The following is a 17,377-nucleotide window of genomic DNA, read 5'->3' as shown; positions in this document are numbered from 1 at the left end:
TTTTGTAAAATAAAAAGAGAGTGTTATGGCTAGGATCACGATTGAAGATTGTATTGGAAAAATTCACGATAGGTTTGAGCTAGTGGCTCTATCGGCTCAAAGAGCAAATGATATAAATTCTGGTAGCAAGATGACCATTAGTAACGTTAAGGGTGATAAGGCAACTGTGCTGGCATTACGTGAAATAGCGGCTGGTCATGTAACAATTTCTACCCTAAAATCCCACTTACTAAAACGCCTTCGAACAAAAAATAGAATCGATCCTATTGATGAAGAAAATACTGATGCTGCTCTTGATACTGCTACAGAAAATTTTGATTATTTACCAAGCGGCTCAGATATTAGTGTTACTGAGGATTATTCTGATTTAGATGATCAAATATTTGATGATAATATCAGTGATAACGAACAAAAATGATTATTGGCATTGGTACAGATATAGTACAAATTCCAAGAATAGAAAGGGTATTAAACCTATATGGCCAACGTTTTATAGATAGAATTCTTTCTAAAAAGGAAATGCAGAAGCTAACCTCTCTAAGTAAAGACCAATATGGTTGTTTTTTGGCAAAAAGATTTGCTGCAAAAGAAGCAGTTAGTAAAGCCCTTGGCGTTGGAATTGGCAGAAATTTACGATTTAAAGACATCTCTGTATTAAATGATGATTTGGGAAAGCCGTTTGTATCAATTGATCATCCCGAAAGCCTAGAAAAGTTTAGACAAATTAAAATTCACTTATCTATTTCAGACGATTACCCAACTTCTGTAGCGTTTGCAATCACTACCTCTTAGCTCTATAGCTAGCCCGATTTAGCCATGTGTCCAACGGAAAAGTGATATTTCCAAAAAACAATTCTTCAAAGCAGAAGCGTACACAAATATTAGATTATATCTTGGGTTTTTAATTAATATATGCTAAAGTTAGTAATATATACAAATAATATTGCTATGCTCAGTATAATCTCACCAGCTAAAACTCAAGATTTTACTTCTCAAATAGTGGGGCTACCATCGGCACAACCCCATTTCCTTACTAAAACACAAGAGCTTTTACAAATATGTAAAACTTTGTCGCAAAATCAGATCAAGCAGTTAATGGGGGTTAGTGATAAACTGGCTGAGCTTAATTATCATAGATTTCAGGATTTCGATAACCAGCCGGAGAAACAAGCGATATTTGCCTATGATGGGGATGTTTACCATAATATGGATAGGCAGAATCTTACTGAGAAGCAATGGGATTTCTTGCAAGGACACACGTTAATTATATCAGGTTTTTACGGTGCACTAAGAGTTTTTGATAAAATAAAACCTTATCGACTAGAAATGGCAATAAAATTGCCGAATTTTGAAAAATTATCAATTTTCTGGCAAGACGATATCACCAATTATGTTAATCAAATATTAGCAACTCACCAAAATAAATATCTAATCAACCTAGCATCTAATGAATATTCCTGCGTTATCAATCAAAATAATCTTAAATATCCAATAATTAATATATATTTTAAAGAAAAAAGAAATAATAAATTACAAATAATAGCAATAAACTCCAAAAAGGCTAGGGGCAGTATGCTTAATTTTATTGCAGAAAATCTTATAGACCTACCTGAAAAATTAAAATATTTCTCTAAGCAAAATTATCAATATAGTGAAACTGAGTCTTCCAATAAAGATTGGATATTTGTTAAAAATTAATAAATTGCAACATTGTCATTATATTTAAATTTAAAGGTAATAACTTGCAATTATATCTGTTAATTATCTTTAAATTCTTTGCTATTTTGATTATTATTTAATCAATAGTTTGTAAAATAGTAGGATTAACTATGGAATTTAACCGTAACAAAGCAATTATTGATTTTCTTAAAAGCAATGAAGGTCAAAAATTTACTTCTAAGGAAATAGCTGAATGGCTAGTAAAAACTTATCCTGAGGAAGTCAAGAGAAAAGCAGAAAACAGTAAAAACAAAAACCTAATCAATGTAACTGATCCAGCAAAAATAGCTAAAATTATAAGAGGATTCTTTAGTGCAGAAATAAAAAAAGAGTGGTATGAAGCTATACAAAAAAAGGAACCTAATTTTAAAAAAATAGAGCACCCGCGTAGGTATTATTATACTAAAGAAACTGATCAGGTGGAGATAAAAAACACTGAAAAGGAACCAAACATAAAAGAAAAGGATGTTAGGAAAGAACCAAACATAAAAGAAAAAGATATATATCTAAAATTTTCAGAATTTCTTTGGAATAAACTTGGTATTTATAACATGATTATTAATGAGAAATGTTCTTCAAATCGTAAAGGTACTAACGGTAATAAATGGTTACATCCTGATCTAGTGGGAATGGAGGATCTTACTAAAGATTGGGCATTAACGATCAATAATTGTGTAAAACAATTTGCCGATAAAAAAGCTAAGCTTTGGTCTTTTGAGGTAAAAGTAGAAATTGATACTAGCAATGTGCGACAATCTTTTTTCCAAGCACTATCAAATTCCTCATGGGCTCATTATGGATATTTAGTAGCGTCTTCTTTAGTAGAAGGCAAAGGAGGAGATACTTTACGCGAGCTAGAGATTCTTGCTGCTAGACATGGCATAGGATTTATTTTATTAAATATAAAAGAGCCGGTTGAAACAGGTCAAATACTAATTCCTGCTAAAGAAAGATTAGAAATTGATTGGGATATGGCTAATAGATTAGTTAAAGAGAATGAGGATTTTAAATCTTTTATAGGAGACGTTACTGATTTTTGTATGACTGGGAAAACTAAAAGACCTGGTTGGAAACACGTGAATTAGTACTTTTTATGCTTTAACCTTTAAATTGAAGAGTTGTAATCGGCATCATATCTTATATTGGTCAACAGATGGTTGGTTGAATGGATCGATTTTTAGGTGATTAGCAATTAGTATAGTACTCAACATTGTGTGAATAATTTGATCTACAATTACATACTCATCGATATGTACAAAATTCTCTAGCATCACTGGTCGTTTAACTTGCACTAATGCATTATATATATTGTTGGCATGAGCAGCTAGACTCATGTCGATATCTGAATTCTCTTTGTTGTTAGTAATAATTTTATAAAATTTATCATCCGAACCTTCTAAATAAAGTTGCAACTGACTGTGCTGATCAAATGTTCCTTTTGCCATTATAGGAGTTATACCAAAACCATTCTTACCAAGCGATTCAGCTATAATCTGTTGTTGCCATCTACACAAACCATCTAATTGGTAACTATAATTAAACATAACTAACATATGTCTATTTAAAGAATATTGATTAAGGTAATGCTCAGCTATCTGACAAACATTAGAGCCATCAAGAATAATATCTGATATTTTTTGGAAAGCAGCTGCAACGACTTTATCTACGTCAACTCCTGCAATTGCCGCTGGTAGTAAAGAGGCATTAGAAATTATACCAAACCTTCCACTGCTTACATTATCATGTTCTAAACAATTTGCACCAAAAGACTTCGCTAAATTATATAACAAATTATTACTAAACGGTGCTATTACATAAATGTTTTGAGAGGGGACTTGCAAAACTTTTAAAACATACTTAGTTAATAAATAGGTCTCATTGGTATTCCCAGACTTACTTAATGAAAAAAACACTGCTTTATCTAAGTCAACTACTGCCAATTTTTTATCAATTGCCAACTGATCTAAATTATCAAGATATATTAGCTTTTTAGTAGCTACTGCCTTCATACTTAGCAATGCTTTAACATTTAGGCAAGATGCTCCAAAACCTATAATAATCATAGTATCATATTTTGCAGTAAGCTGAGCTGCAAGAGCCTTTATTTCATCTTGCTTGATCAGCTCAAACCTTAAAAAATCATATTTATTGGTTTTAACCTGTAAAATAAGGTCGTTATATAGTGTGCTAAGCATTTAATCTCCGCTTAATTATATGGCAACCCAACTAGGTTGTTGATATTGCTATAAGTTTCTAAACGTCATTGCGAGGAGTAGCGAAGCCCCCAACTGTCGAAAGTTAGAAGGTAGAGCGGGTTTTGTGTCATCCCTGCTTCGGTGCGGGATCTAAAATAGCGTCAAAAAACTCTGGAATATTATAGATTCCCGCCGCAGCTAGGAATGACACCATAACTTTTAAACTGCTACGATTACCTATAAACCCGCTCTACCTTCTAACTTTCGACGTTGAAGGCTTTGGGCCTCGTAGACCTATGCTTTCCTCGCAACAATGCTGCTTGATGTGCTGATTCTACTCGGATACTATTGGGAGTCTGTGGAAATAACACTTTTTCTATTATGTCTTTTCTTAAATTTAGATTCTTCCTAATAATTCAAACATAGTTTTACCGATATCAGCTGGCGATCTAGTGATAGTAACCCCTGCACTCTGTAGTGCCTCTAACTTATGTTCAGCTGACCCTTGACCATTAGAAATAATCGCACCAGCATGCCCCATTCTTTTTCCTTCAGGAGCGGTAATACCAGCAATGAAACTAACTATCGGTTTTTTAATCTTTGAACTTTTTATTAATTCAGCAGCCTTTTCTTCAGCATCCCCACCTATTTCGCCAATCATAATAATTGATTCTGTTTCATCATCTTTTAAAAACATTTCAATACAATCAACAAAATCAGTACCGTTAACTGGATCTCCACCAATACCAATACAGGTGGATTGACCAAGACCAGTAGCTGTAGTCTGTGCTACTGCTTCATACGTTAAAGTACCGGAACGAGATATAATTCCAACCCTTCCTCTCTTATGAATATAACCAGGCATTATGCCTATTTTACACTCATCAGGAGTAATAATGCCTGGACAATTGGGGCCAATTAATTTAGTTTTTGATCCGACTAATGCCCTTTTGACCTTTATCATATCAAGTACTGGTATACCTTCTGTAATACATACTACTAATCCAATTCCTGCATCTATAGCTTCCAAAATTGAATCAGCAGCAAATGGCGGTGGAACATAAATAACGCTGGCTGTAGCCCCTGTTTTTTCAACTGCTTCATGTACTGTATTATATACAGGTAAACCTAAATGAGTATTTCCTCCTTTTCCAGGAGTTACTCCTCCTACCATCTTAGTGCCATAATCAATGGCTTGTTCAGAATGGAAAGTCCCTTGTGAACCAGTAAAACCCTGGCAAATTACTTTTGTGTTTTTATCAACTAATATTGACATATATGTATTTTCCGTATTTTTTGAAATAGTGATTGAATAGACCTATTTTAAGACTAATAATTTGTTTACTGTATTTTCAGTAATTCATTGATTTTAGTAATAGATAGCCCTGTCATTCTAGCTACTTCTTCAATAGAGCTACCATTACTTATCATCATTTTTATTAATTTAGCTTCGCCCCTAGCTTCGCCTCTAGCTTCGCCAATTTGAATACCTTCTTCTGTCCATACTTGGGTTATACTAGGCATAAGTTCCTCTCCTTTTTCTTTAGTTAAACTGGTGATTAACATTTTTTCTAACTCTATTTTATCACTTTGCTCAATAAAGGTCAAAGTATAGTGTAATAGATTTCTTATATGGTCATAACCTATGCTCACTTTAGTTAATTCAGGCAAGAGATCAGAGATTTCTTGCCATCTTTTCAGTAATTGACGCTCGTGGATGTGTTTGAGAAAAAATAACAGAATACCAGACCACACCTTTTTCTTAAGTTCTTCATCTGGGATATCCTGCACGTTAATAAGCTGATAATCATTTATCCAGAAGCACCTTGCTAAATCTGGGTAGGTAAATAAATCCCATATGTTAAGTGGGGCATCATATTTTTTCTTGCCATTGTACAACACTAACGGATAGATTAACGGAAGGCGTTTAGATTTAGGATTAATAGTTAAATATCGATCGCAAATATTCACCATATATTTAAATAACCTAAACGCCATTAGCTGATCAACCGTACTTTGATGCTCTAATAACAAAAAAATATAGCCATCCGTATCATTAAACTTAACAGAAAATAATATGTCCGAGATAGTTTCAGAAAGGTCTGGTTCAATAAAACTATCTTTTTCTAATTTTAGAGTTGTGCTGTCAATTAAAGCCAGTACCTCTTTAGGTAAGTGAGTTGCCAGAAACTCTTTGGCAACTATTGGATTCTCCATAGATTTACGAAATATTTTATCATGTTTTGGTCTGTCTGGAGTCACAATAAAATTACCTATAGTTTAAAATTCATCATTTCCCAGGGTGTTTTATGGCACTAAAATTAAAAGAAAAAGTTGTTTTGTAACAATGTCTAAGTTCATGCAATTACTTTACCGCAGCAACAATTTTAACAGCAGCATCACCTAAATCATTTGCAGCGATTATTTTTAAACCAGAATTTGCTAAAATATCTTTACCTAACTCAAAATTGGTGCCAGCTAAACGCACAACCAGGGGAACCTTGATGCCAATTTCTTTTACTGCAGCAATAATACCCTCAGCAATTATATCGCAACGCATTATCCCACCAAAAATATTAACTAAAACTCCTTGTACGTGCGAATCTGATAGAATTATTTTTAGCGCTTCCGTTACTTTCTTACGATCAGCTCCACCACCAACGTCTAAAAAATTTGCTGGTTCAGCACCATAAAGCTTGATAATATCCATTGTCGCCATAGCTAATCCAGCACCATTCACCATACAACCAATAGTACCATCCATCTTAACATAACTAAGACCAAGGCTATTTGCTTGCATTTCAAGAGCATTTTCTTCATCATTGTCTCGCATATTTAAAATATCAGGATGTTTAAATAATGCATTATCATCAAAGTTAATCTTAGCATCAAGTGCCAATAAACTACCATCAGGTTTTGTGATTAATGGATTAATTTCAATTTGGTTAGCATCAGTTGCTATAAAAGCCTGATAGGTTGATTCAACAATTTTCATCATTTGTTTTGCTTGTTCATTTTTAAAGCCAAGCTTATATGCTATTTGACGACAATGAAATGGTTGTATGCCTGTTGCAGGATCAACTGATATTTTGATAATTTTTTGTGGAGTATTATGGGCAACTTCTTCAATATCTACACCACCTTCAATAGAGGCTATAAAGGTTACTTTACTATTACTACGATCAAAAACAGCACTAAAATAATATTCTTTTAGAATATCACAGCCAGATTCAACATATAGACGACGAACCTTTTGCCCATCAGATGATGTCTGATGAGTTATTAGGTTAATTCCAAACATCGCGTGAGCTGCCTTCTTTGCCTCTTCTTTACTTCTTACAACTTTTACACCACCAGCTTTCCCCCTACCACCTGCGTGAATTTGGGCTTTAACCACATATAGCTCTGCCTCTAAATCATCAATTAGTTTATCGATATCTTCTTTTTGCAATATCACAACCCCTGTTGAGGTAGGTATGCCATATTGTCTCAAGATCATCTTTGCTTGGTATTCATGAATATTCATTTTTATAATTTTTTAAGTATATTTAAGCTTATGTTCTTATATACAACAAATGTTGTCCATCTGTAAAGCATCATTTAGTTTTGTCATTACCCCATATCAGCTAATTCTAGTGCAAACTGAATGCTACCAAAAAAAATAGCAAGTATAATATTAAGGAGATAATGCCTAGGCGTCCAGAAAAATGTGTAAATTTCGAAATAGATTATATATACAAAATATAACGAAGAAGGAATGAGGTGTTCCTGATTAATCCCTTGAATTTACCATTGAATAATCTAAAATAAAAGATATAGCTAACCTAATTGACATTCATCCATAGTAAATTGGCGTCATTGCGAGGAAGTAGCATTGCTACGACGAAGCAATCCAAATACCACTTTATTGGATTGCCTCGTTGCCACTAAAGTGGCTCCTCGCAATAATGGTAATGCTAATCTGGCTAGCTATACGTACTTAATTTTTTAACATATTTTATTTAGTGATTGTATGACCAATAAAACTCTTGAGACTTTTTTAAGATACTATGTTATAATAGTTGCATTGTTAAATGCTGGGTGTTCCCATAAAGAAGGGCGTACTTTATCTAAGCCGTATCCTGATATTGTAATCTTTCAAAATGATTTTGATCATTTACAAAAAGAGCTTCCTTTATTACAAAAGAAGAATTTACTGTTCCTAGCCCCTGTTCCAGTTGCAAATTATGGTGACAGAGAAAATAAAAAAGTATCAATGGTTATAGTTCACCATACTGTTGTATCAACATTAAAAGATACAAAAGAATTACTAAATAAAGTAGGTTTATCTGCTCATTTTATTGTAGATAGAGATGGTAGTATTACGTTAACGGTTCCTTTAGAAAAGCGTGCGTACCACGCTGGTATTAGTTATGCTAAAATTAAAACGGGTGAGCGATTTGAAGAGTTAACTGCTTTAAATGATTATTCTATCGGTATAGAAATAGTTAATACTGGGCGTGAGTTGTTTCCACAACAGCAAATGGAATCTGTAAAAGAATTGCTCCTATATCTTATGAAACGTTTTAAAATAAGAAAAGATATGATATTTAGTCATGCTGAAATAGGGACAATATTGTACAGTAAGGCACTTGACAGTTATGTGCTACGTAAAGTTGATCCTCATAAATTATTTGATTGGGAGTTATTGGAAAAAAATAATATAGGGTTGCATATAAATGATAGAATAGACCACAACAAGGCTAAGCACTTAATGGATAAAGTCTTATATAAAATGGGAGATAAAAACGTAGCTATTTTGAAATTAAAAGAAAGGCTGAATAGATTCTTTTATAAGATACGACCTTGGAGTGATAAAGAAGGTAAGATAAATGTACCTGATGATCGTATCAATTACTCAAATGAATTTGATGAGAGTTTTATGTGGGTAGTATATCAGTTTTCGATACATAATCTACCAATAAAAATTAGGAAAGATTTACCTTTGAAATTGGAGCAACAAGATATATTTCCTAAGCTTCTAGGTAAGTATCGAGATAGTATTTATAGTGAATTTAATAATTTGCGTTCCAAAATTCATATGCTTATTAAATCACGTGATTTAAATGAAGAAGATTATAAATATTTATTAACTTGCCTTACAAGTTATGAACAAGAGGTATCACGTGAAGCGTTCAATAGTCTAATAGATACAATGGAAATATATTATAATTCTGATTTAAGGTATGATATAAGCTTGCTATATAATACCTTTAAGAGCAATATATTAAATAAAATAGATATTTTACAACAAGACATTTTATCTTTGAAATCTTTAGATAGTCATAAAATTACTAAGGTTTCAAATTTAATAGCTATGTTTAAAACAAATATTTCTTCTGAATTTCAGAAGTGCGAAAAAGAATATTCTCAGCAATATATAAAAGTATGGAAGGAAGAATTTCTACCTCTCATGAAAAAACAAGTTAAATGGACTGTATTACATGAAGAAATATTAAAATACTTAGAGAAATCTAAATTACAAGTTAATGAGACAAACTAATATTATAGCTAACTCGATTAGCATTTAGCTATTTGTTTCAACGAAAAGGATGTCATTCCCGCGTAGGCGGGAATCTATAATAGCTAAGGGCTTTTTGAGTGTTATTCTAGACCCCTGTCTTCGCAGGGACGACAACATTACCCTAGATCAACTATGGATAAATGCTAATCGGGTTAGCTAAAAAATTTCTTAAATAATTTGCGTATATCTATTAGTGTAGTTGATTTTTATGATATATTGTTACTTAAGTATGGCAATTTAAAAGTCATAGGGAAACAACCTGGCATTAATTTGTCGCGACTAAAGTATCATTTCCTCGTTAATAGACGTCTGTAAATGGGGGATAATGTTATCCAGGTTAGCTATAAAATAATAATGGTAGAATTTAGGAGTTTATTTTATGATAAAACGTATTTTTTATTTACTTATATTATGTTCTATGACTAGTTGCACTTTAACAGCTACTAAGAATCGGAAAATAGACCAAGATGTTATCCAGATATTTCCTCTAGAAAATTATTCTCAAAATATTAATGACTGGATAAATAAAAATAATCCTGATTACGATACTCCATTATTAAGTCCAGATGTACAAAAGAAACATCTAGAAAAACTTTATGAACATAATTATGGTAATTTATCCCCATGGAATAAGCAATATGTAAACCAATTATTACATAAAGCTGCACCGAATGATATAGTGACTATTATACAAAATAGTTTAATTGAATTTGGCAACAAAGATAAAACCGGTAATGCAATTGCTTATGGAGAGAATTTCCGTCCTTATACGGAAGGTTGGATTGATAATATTAGTGCTAATATTAATATAACACAATTTTATAATTTAACTTATCAAGCTAGTAACAGAGCTATTGCCATTGATAATTTGCATGGACGATTATTACCAACTGATGACGTCCATTTTTATAGTTACAAGCAGGCAGGTCAAGGATATCCTTTTGATAACTTACAAATGTCATCTATTTGGGCTGGAACACCTCTTTATATTATAGGAACAACAAAGGATAGAGCCTGGTCGTTGGTCATAGCTCCTGATTTTATTGTATGGGTGAAAAGTAGTGGGATTGCCCAAACAACCACAGAATTTGTTAATAAATGGCAGATGGCAGCAAAATCTCACCTTGTGGCAATTACTCGTACTCAAACAGCTATAACTGACACAACAGGTCAATTCCTATTTTATGCGTATATAGGCTCCATATTCCCAATGAACAACAATAGCACTCTCAGCAAAGAGTTAATGATACCTTCAATAAGCAATGGATATGCTGTGGTCAAATATGCTCAAGTATCTAATCAAAATACTATAGAAATACCTTTGATGGTCACTCAGCGTAATATAGCTAATATTCTTAGTAGTCTAGTTGGTCGTCCATATGGTTGGGAGAATTTGTATTTTTATAATGATTGTTCCGCAGAATTAAAAAACTTTTTTGCTACTTTTGGGATATGGTTGCCAAGACAAGCATCAGATCAATCAAAATATGGTAGAGTGGTGGATATGAGTTCTGCTTCTCCAGAACAGAGGATATCGTATCTAATGGGGAGCGGTAAACCGTTCTTGACCATCATATATATTGGAGGACATGTAGTTATGTATATTGGTAATTATCCCAATTCTCATAATAAAGAAATCCCCTTAATGGCCATGAGTTATCAAAATGTATGGGGATTACGTCCTGCTGGAGTCAATACACGTATTGTTGTTGGAGGAAGCGTATTCTTACCGTTATTACTACAATATCCTGAAATGCCTAATATAGAGTCGTTAGCGGCTAAAAAATATTTTCAAGTAATTTATTTAGATCAGGTTGCTGAATGAATTAGAGATTGTAAATTTATCACATTATTTATGTTGGGTATAAAGAAACATGTGACATAATAAGCACATAGGTTTAAATTTGGAAATTTAATACTTGCGAATTGTGAGTTATAGTAGATTGGTTGCTCAACTCAACAAACCCACTATAACTCACAAGTTCTAGGATTCCTTCCTATAACTTTTAGTGTAACATAAATAAAATCTTTAAAAGTACGATAATGACTCAAGTGAAATATCACTATAAATTATAGTGATATTTTCTGAGAAAGTTATACTACTTTTAATAATATAATTATGTTTTATTTCGCCTAATCTTCTTTAATCAAAGAACGTATCAATGCATTAATAGCTTGTTGATGTGCGGAGTTACGAATTTTCATAAAATTCCTTGATACTTCTATACACATACGCTGATGTTGAGTATGTACAGGCTCGACATTATCAGCTCCTTCTAAACCATTATAAAAATAATCGATATTTTTTTCTAGTGCTTTAGCAATAAGAATCAGTCTACCCATTGGTATTCTATTAACCCCCTTCTCATATTTTTGTAACTGCTGATGTGTTACTACTATTACTTTTGCAAGTTGTTGACGTGACAACCCCTTAGCAAGCCTTAAAGAATAGATCTTCTCGCCTATAAATTTGTCAGCTTTTTCTATAAAGTCATTCTTTCGTGCCATAGTTAACTCCTTTATGAATGAATTATTAAATTTTTGCAAATATACATATTAACAAATGCAAAGATTACTGTCATATATTATCTAACCTAGAAAGGCAACAATTAAAATAGGTTTATTCCCATGTAAACTAATCTACTATCAGTAAATATTGATATATCGTTTGTTTTCATACTAATTAGTACTTAATATTTTTTAACTTTTATATCATTATAAGGATCTTATAGATACTTATACATCTTGTAAATTATAATTTCATTCTTATTATATTTTTAAACCTATATTTTACTATTTTAATAGAATAAGACTAAAAAGTGAAAATTGTAGAATTATATTGCGAAGGGTTTATACCACAACTGTCGAAAATTAGAAAAGGAAGAGGTTTTAGATATAGTGAAACCTATTGAATTAGGTGATACATGTTTGCGGTTAAAAATCACATCAAAATCCATAAGATTTTCACCCTATTTTGTCAAAAACCTTATGGATTTACAAAGTTTTTATAACCTAATCACAGTACCAAGCTTGTCATCCCTGCAAAAGCAGGGATCTAAAATAGTGGACAAAAAGCCCTGAGATATTATAGATTCCTGCCTACGCAGGAATGACATCCTTTTTGTTTAAACATATAGTTATGCTCATAGGATTAGGTGATAAAGAACATAACGATTGTAAGTTGTCATTCCTAGCTGCGGCGGGAATCTAGATACCTGCTTTCGCAGGTATGACACAAAGTTTGTATCACCTAATTCAATAGGTTTCACTATAAATGACTCTTCAAAATTCAATGTGGCTCACTTTAATTGACCGCTTAATTGACCGCAAAAAATACCTGGCTCACATTAACTGATTTTATATTTTCCTTCAGTTTACATTATTTGACAATATCGTTAATTTTCTTGGGTGGTAATGTGGTGCATAATTAGATAAAAACGTTCATTATTTCCATCTTCTGCACCTTAAAATTAAGATTATGGAATTAGCAGAAAATACTGAATGAATTTATTAGGTGGTATAACAATGAGAGACGACATCAATCTCTCAATTATAAAAGACCAACTGATATTTATCAACCAATAGAAGTGAATTAGCTATGTTGAAATTTTGTATTAGCTGTATTTTTTGATTATAAAAAAATAGTTAATTTCTAAATAGTTAAAAACAGATTAACTTATTTTTTTAGTTTAACAATTGGGTACACTATAGTTATGCTCATAGGATTAGGTGATAAAGAACATAACGATTGTAAGTTGTCATTCCTAGCTGCGGCGGGAATCTAGATACCTGCTTTCGCAGGTATGACACAAAGTTTATATCACCTAATTCAATAGGTTTCACTATATACCTAACTAACCTGAATTTGATATAATAATAACTACATCTTATATCGAATTCAGGTTATTATAGGGTAGTTTTATCTAAGTTATTCAAGTCATTTGACCCCATACATCTATAAATATTAAGATAGTTTAAAATATTTATAGATTTTTATCTCGAAACTATTAGTACAACCATAAAAATCATTATACTTCTTAGGTTCTGCATGCAGAACCTAAGTGAAATCAATATATGGTAATAAATTTATGGTAAATAAAGTAAATATATCTAATGTTATTAAATTCCCATCTCCATTTGAACGCCTTAAGTCATACACTAATTCTCCTGATGTCAGCTTGCGTAAAGCTATTATTACTCAGGCAATTATTGATGCAACCAATATATCAGAATTCCGTATTGCAAAAAAGCTCGAACAAGAAGCAAAATCATGGATTTTCGGTGGTGGCGAATCTTTTAAAGCAATTTGTATGGAAGGTGAGATTGAGCCGTCTTTTGTAGTAAGAGTAACCAAGGAAATTATAAAACTACATAAGAATAAATCTAGTTTTAGGAAGCAATCGCAACAAAACTCAGTAGATAGTAAAAATAAAAAATCATTATTTAAAACAAAATAATAGATATGTTTTCTATCTATTAAATATTATAATAAATATGTTATAATTTAGATAAAATTACGACCAAAAGCTCTCCTTTTGATTAAATAGCAAACTAGCATAGACAACTTAAAGTAAGTGCTATGGCTTATATTTTAGCTAAAACAATCATCAAGCCATTATAAAAATTCAAAATAATGGCTTGAAATTCATTATGATTATATAGTCTCCCCGTCAAAAGTTTTAAAACACAACATCTACTATAGTGAAACCTATTGAATTAGGTGATACAAACTTTGTGTCATACCTGCGAAAGCAGGTATCTAGATTCCCGCATAAGCGGGAATGATGGTATGGACGAGTGAAGCGAAATATGCTTTACTTGTACGGAGTCTGGTGAAAAATGTTTTTCAGTTGCTCCAAATTAAATAACAATTTAATTAATAGGTCCATACCATGATAAATAATAGCATAGAAAATAGTATAATTGGAATAGATTTAGCAAAAAATATTATGCACTTGGTGCAAGTTGATCAAAATGGCAAAAAAGTCGGTCATCAAAAAGTTAAAAGAGATGAGTTAATAGGATGTTTAAACAATCTCAATAAAAGTTCACTGGTGGTCATGGAAGCATGTGGAGGAGGTAATTATTGGTCGCAAGAAATTAACAAGCTTGATTTGCAAGTTAAGTTGATGAAAACAAAAGATGTAAAAATTTATGCAACATCGAGGCAGAAAAATGATTATAACGATGCCTTAGCAATATGTAAAGCTGCTCGCGATCCAGAGCTAAAAGATGTGTTACCCAAAAGCAAAGAGGAACAAGATATAAAATTTTTGCATAAAATCCGAAGTAATACGATCAGAGATCGAGTACAAAAAACTAATTCTACAATATCAAGTTTATATGAATATGGTTATAATACAAAATTAAGCAAAAATAAATTTTGCAAAGCATGTAAGTCGGAGGTAGAATTAGCGTATATAGAAGGTTATATAACTTCTGGGGTACAGTCAATTTTACTTTTAGAATGTGAAGAAATTGAGAATTTGTGTAACAAAGAAAAAACTTTAGAAAAGCTGATAATCAGTAATAATAAACAGAATGAGAAAGCTATTAGGTTGCAGACAATTTTTGGGATTGGAGCAATCAATGCTAGTTGTTTGAGCGTAGCACCAATGGAAAATTACGCAACCCCGAGGGATTTTTCTGCGTCGCTTGGTTTGGTGCCAAAACAATACACCTCAGGAGATAAGATAGTTTTAGGAGGAATTAGCAAACAAGGTGATAGATATGCTAGAACTATGTTGATTCAAGCTGCAAGAACAATAGCAATAAGAGCCAAAAGCGATAAAGAATCAAAAGATAAGCTAGTTCAGTGGGCAGTGAAGAAATTTGCTGAAAACAAATCATATAATATTATATGTGTTGGTTTAGCGAATAAATTAGCTAGAATAGCTTATGCAGTAGTTACCAATGGCAGCGAGTATGTCGCAAATTAGCGCTGTTGGCAAGAAGGATAATTTATGTCAATTAAGCAAAAGAATGGCAATTGGTAAATATTGCGAGTAAGTTAGTAACAATAAAGAGAACGAAAGTAAAAGAGTTAATGAAATAAGTATTCTGAACAAAATCCGCAATTATGTCGAGGCTCTAGAAGCCGTGGGAATGAGAGGTTACTCAAGGATATTTAGAAGAATGCAGAAACCATTATGGCACTCGATGCCGAATATATGACCGCTTCCTTTGTGGCTCTAGGCTCTGTCCAGAAAAGTGTGTAAATTTCGAGATAGGTTATATATAAAAATATAACAAAAAAGGAAATTACATGAATAAAAAAACAAATGAATCAATAAAGCAAGCAGTAGATTTATTAATAGATAATGATACAGATGTAAGCACAATACTGAAAGAAGGAGGATTATTAAAAGAATTGACCAAACGCTTGATAGAGAAGGCATTGCAGTCAGAATTGAATAATCATCTAGGCTATGATAAATACAGTCGTGTAGATAATGATAATGCTCGTAATGGTATAACTAGCAAAAAACTGATCTCCGAACATGGAGCGGTTGAGATAGAAGTACCAAGAGATAGGCGTAGTACCTTTGAACCAGCAATACTACCGAAAAGACAAAAACGTTTTGATGGTTTTGATGATAAAGTCTTATCATTATATGCTAAAGGTATGAGTGTATCTGATATTAAGGTTCAATTACAAGAGTTGTATAGTGTTGAAATAAGTGAGAGTTTAATCAGTCAGATCACCGATGATGTAATGGATGATGTAAAAGCTTGGCAGAGTAGACCGTTAGAAGAGATATATCCGATAGTATTTTTTGATTGTTTAGTAGTAAAAGTTAGGCAAGACAAAAGGATAATTAACAAGGCAATATATGTTGCATTAGGGATTGATTTATCTGGTAGAAAAGATATATTGGGATTATGGATCAGTGAAAATGAAGGGGCAAAATTTTGGCTTGGTAATTTTACTGAAATGAAAAATAGAGGATTAAAGGATATACTGATTGCCTGTAGTGATAATCTTACTGGTATGTCTGAGGCGATAGAAGCAGTTTATCCAAAAACAGAACATCAATTATGTATTGTACATCAGATTAGAAATAGTTTAAAATACGTATCATATAAAGATAGGAAGCAGGTGGCTAGCGATTTAAAGCCGATATATACTGCAGCAACGGAAGAACAAGCACATTTAGCTTTAGTATATTTTGAAGAAAAATGGAATAAACAATATCCACAAATTGCCAAATCATGGTATAATCATTGGGATAATTTAATGATTTTTCTAGGATATCCAGAGGCAATTAGAAAGGTAATTTATACCACTAATTCAGTTGAATCTGTTAATAGTCAATTGCGTAAAGTAACAAATAATAAGCGTGTTTTCCCTAGTGATAGTGCTGTTTTTAAAAGCTTATATTTGACAATTGACTATATGACCAAAAAATGGACTATGCCTATTCCCAACTGGAATGAAGCTATGGCTCATTTGATGATCAAATTTGAAGATAGGCTTAACAAAATTTAATGACCTATTTTGGAAATTTACACACTTTTCTGGACAGAGCCTGGCTCTATTTTTTATTTTCTTTATTGACAAATTCACTCGTCCATATATGACAACTTACAATTACTTCGTCGACCTACGGTCTTCTCGCAATGACTGTTGACCACATACGACTTTTAAAGTATACTATCTAAACTCGCTTCCCCTTCTAACTCTCGATAGTTGTGGTAACAGAGCCTGTCCTGTGGTTATAGTGAAACTCAGTGTATTAGGTAACAAAGATATAGCAATAAGTTCCTAAAGATTAGTGATATTTTTCTTCTATTTATATCATCTAATTCAATAGGTTTCACTATAGACTGCAAAAATTTTGAGAATCCATAAGATTTTCACCCTATTTTGTCAAAAACCTTATGGATTTCAAAGTTTTTA

Annotated in this window: 17 protein-coding genes; 11 read left to right on the top strand and 6 right to left on the bottom strand. The window is 32.3% G+C overall.

Features of this window, described 5'->3' with window-relative positions; genetic code table 11:
- Positions 1-25 precede the first annotated feature (25 nt).
- From rpoZ to ACQH2P_RS05660, 4 genes are all read left to right on the top strand, one after another.
- Entirely contained in the window at positions 26-418 is a 393-nt protein-coding gene (gene rpoZ, locus ACQH2P_RS05675; RefSeq protein WP_425363388.1) for a DNA-directed RNA polymerase subunit omega, read from the top strand.
- Complete coding sequence (gene acpS, locus ACQH2P_RS05670; RefSeq protein ID WP_425363387.1) at positions 415-792, top strand: holo-ACP synthase; 378 nt, start codon at positions 415-417, stop codon at positions 790-792. The genes rpoZ and acpS overlap by 4 nt, the downstream gene beginning before the upstream one ends.
- Before the next feature lie 156 nt (positions 793-948).
- Entirely contained in the window at positions 949-1,698 is a 750-nt protein-coding gene (locus tag ACQH2P_RS05665; RefSeq protein ID WP_425363386.1) for a YaaA family protein, read from the top strand.
- A gap of 131 nt (positions 1,699-1,829) precedes the next feature.
- Entirely contained in the window at positions 1,830-2,804 is a 975-nt protein-coding gene (locus tag ACQH2P_RS05660; protein ID WP_425363385.1) for a hypothetical protein, read from the top strand.
- A gap of 45 nt (positions 2,805-2,849) precedes the next feature.
- Here the strand turns inward: ACQH2P_RS05660 and ACQH2P_RS05655 are convergent, their stop codons facing one another.
- From ACQH2P_RS05655 to sucC, 4 genes are all read right to left on the bottom strand, one after another.
- On the bottom strand, positions 2,850-3,914 hold the full coding sequence (locus ACQH2P_RS05655; RefSeq protein WP_425363384.1) for a hypothetical protein: 1,065 nt from the start codon (positions 3,912-3,914) through the stop codon (positions 2,850-2,852).
- 397 nt (positions 3,915-4,311) lie between these two features.
- Complete coding sequence (gene sucD, locus ACQH2P_RS05650) at positions 4,312-5,190, bottom strand: succinate--CoA ligase subunit alpha (protein ID WP_425363383.1); 879 nt, start codon at positions 5,188-5,190, stop codon at positions 4,312-4,314.
- Positions 5,191-5,255: 65 nt separating this feature from the next.
- A complete protein-coding gene (locus ACQH2P_RS05645; protein ID WP_425363382.1) occupies positions 5,256-6,176 on the bottom strand; it encodes an Rpn family recombination-promoting nuclease/putative transposase in 921 nt (306 codons plus the stop codon).
- 103 nt (positions 6,177-6,279) lie between these two features.
- The gene (gene sucC / locus ACQH2P_RS05640) at positions 6,280-7,440 is read right to left on the bottom strand and encodes an ADP-forming succinate--CoA ligase subunit beta (protein WP_425363381.1); all 1,161 of its coding nucleotides are present in this window, start codon (positions 7,438-7,440) and stop codon (positions 6,280-6,282) included.
- Positions 7,441-7,926: 486 nt separating this feature from the next.
- On the opposite strand from sucC, the gene ACQH2P_RS05635 reads away from it, so the two are divergent.
- From ACQH2P_RS05635 to ACQH2P_RS05625, 3 genes are all read left to right on the top strand, one after another.
- Entirely contained in the window at positions 7,927-9,456 is a 1,530-nt protein-coding gene (locus tag ACQH2P_RS05635) for an N-acetylmuramoyl-L-alanine amidase (RefSeq protein ID WP_425363380.1), read from the top strand.
- Positions 9,457-9,505: 49 nt separating this feature from the next.
- Positions 9,506-9,637: a hypothetical protein gene (locus ACQH2P_RS05630; RefSeq protein ID WP_425363379.1), complete on the top strand. Its 132-nt coding sequence runs from the start codon at positions 9,506-9,508 to the stop codon at positions 9,635-9,637.
- 219 nt (positions 9,638-9,856) lie between these two features.
- Positions 9,857-11,302 carry an SH3 domain-containing protein gene (locus ACQH2P_RS05625; RefSeq protein WP_425363378.1) on the top strand — a complete coding sequence of 482 codons (1,446 nt, stop codon included), beginning with the start codon at positions 9,857-9,859 and terminating at the stop codon, positions 11,300-11,302.
- A 308-nt stretch (positions 11,303-11,610) separates the two neighbouring features.
- On the opposite strand, the gene ACQH2P_RS05620 is transcribed toward ACQH2P_RS05625, so the two are convergent.
- Positions 11,611-11,985 carry a helix-turn-helix domain-containing protein gene (locus ACQH2P_RS05620; protein ID WP_425363377.1) on the bottom strand — a complete coding sequence of 125 codons (375 nt, stop codon included), beginning with the start codon at positions 11,983-11,985 and terminating at the stop codon, positions 11,611-11,613.
- A gap of 986 nt (positions 11,986-12,971) precedes the next feature.
- Between ACQH2P_RS05620 and ACQH2P_RS05615 the strand changes: the two genes are divergently transcribed.
- Positions 12,972-13,073, top strand: coding sequence for an integrase core domain-containing protein (locus ACQH2P_RS05615; protein WP_425364114.1), 102 nt, complete (start codon positions 12,972-12,974; stop codon positions 13,071-13,073).
- Positions 13,074-13,194: 121 nt separating this feature from the next.
- Here ACQH2P_RS05615 and ACQH2P_RS05610 read toward each other — a convergent pair whose 3' ends face one another.
- Positions 13,195-13,320 (bottom strand): hypothetical protein, encoded by a 126-nt coding sequence (locus ACQH2P_RS05610; RefSeq protein ID WP_425363376.1) that lies wholly within the window; start codon positions 13,318-13,320, stop codon positions 13,195-13,197.
- A 245-nt stretch (positions 13,321-13,565) separates the two neighbouring features.
- Here ACQH2P_RS05610 and ACQH2P_RS05605 point away from each other — a divergent pair, with 245 nt between their 5' ends.
- From ACQH2P_RS05605 to ACQH2P_RS05595, 3 genes are all read left to right on the top strand, one after another.
- Positions 13,566-13,934 carry a hypothetical protein gene (locus ACQH2P_RS05605; RefSeq protein WP_425363375.1) on the top strand — a complete coding sequence of 123 codons (369 nt, stop codon included), beginning with the start codon at positions 13,566-13,568 and terminating at the stop codon, positions 13,932-13,934.
- A gap of 435 nt (positions 13,935-14,369) precedes the next feature.
- Positions 14,370-15,416: an IS110 family RNA-guided transposase gene (locus tag ACQH2P_RS05600; RefSeq protein ID WP_425362708.1), complete on the top strand. Its 1,047-nt coding sequence runs from the start codon at positions 14,370-14,372 to the stop codon at positions 15,414-15,416.
- A 326-nt stretch (positions 15,417-15,742) separates the two neighbouring features.
- The gene (locus ACQH2P_RS05595; protein ID WP_425362497.1) at positions 15,743-16,966 is read left to right on the top strand and encodes an IS256 family transposase; all 1,224 of its coding nucleotides are present in this window, start codon (positions 15,743-15,745) and stop codon (positions 16,964-16,966) included.
- The last annotated feature ends 411 nt before the right edge of the window (positions 16,967-17,377 follow it).

The organism is Candidatus Tisiphia endosymbiont of Hybos culiciformis, from assembly GCF_964030975.1.
Lineage (GTDB): Bacteria > Pseudomonadota > Alphaproteobacteria > Rickettsiales > Rickettsiaceae > Tisiphia.
The sequence above is the reverse complement of the archived record's forward strand: the minus strand, read 5'-3'. Positions and strand labels throughout refer to the sequence as shown.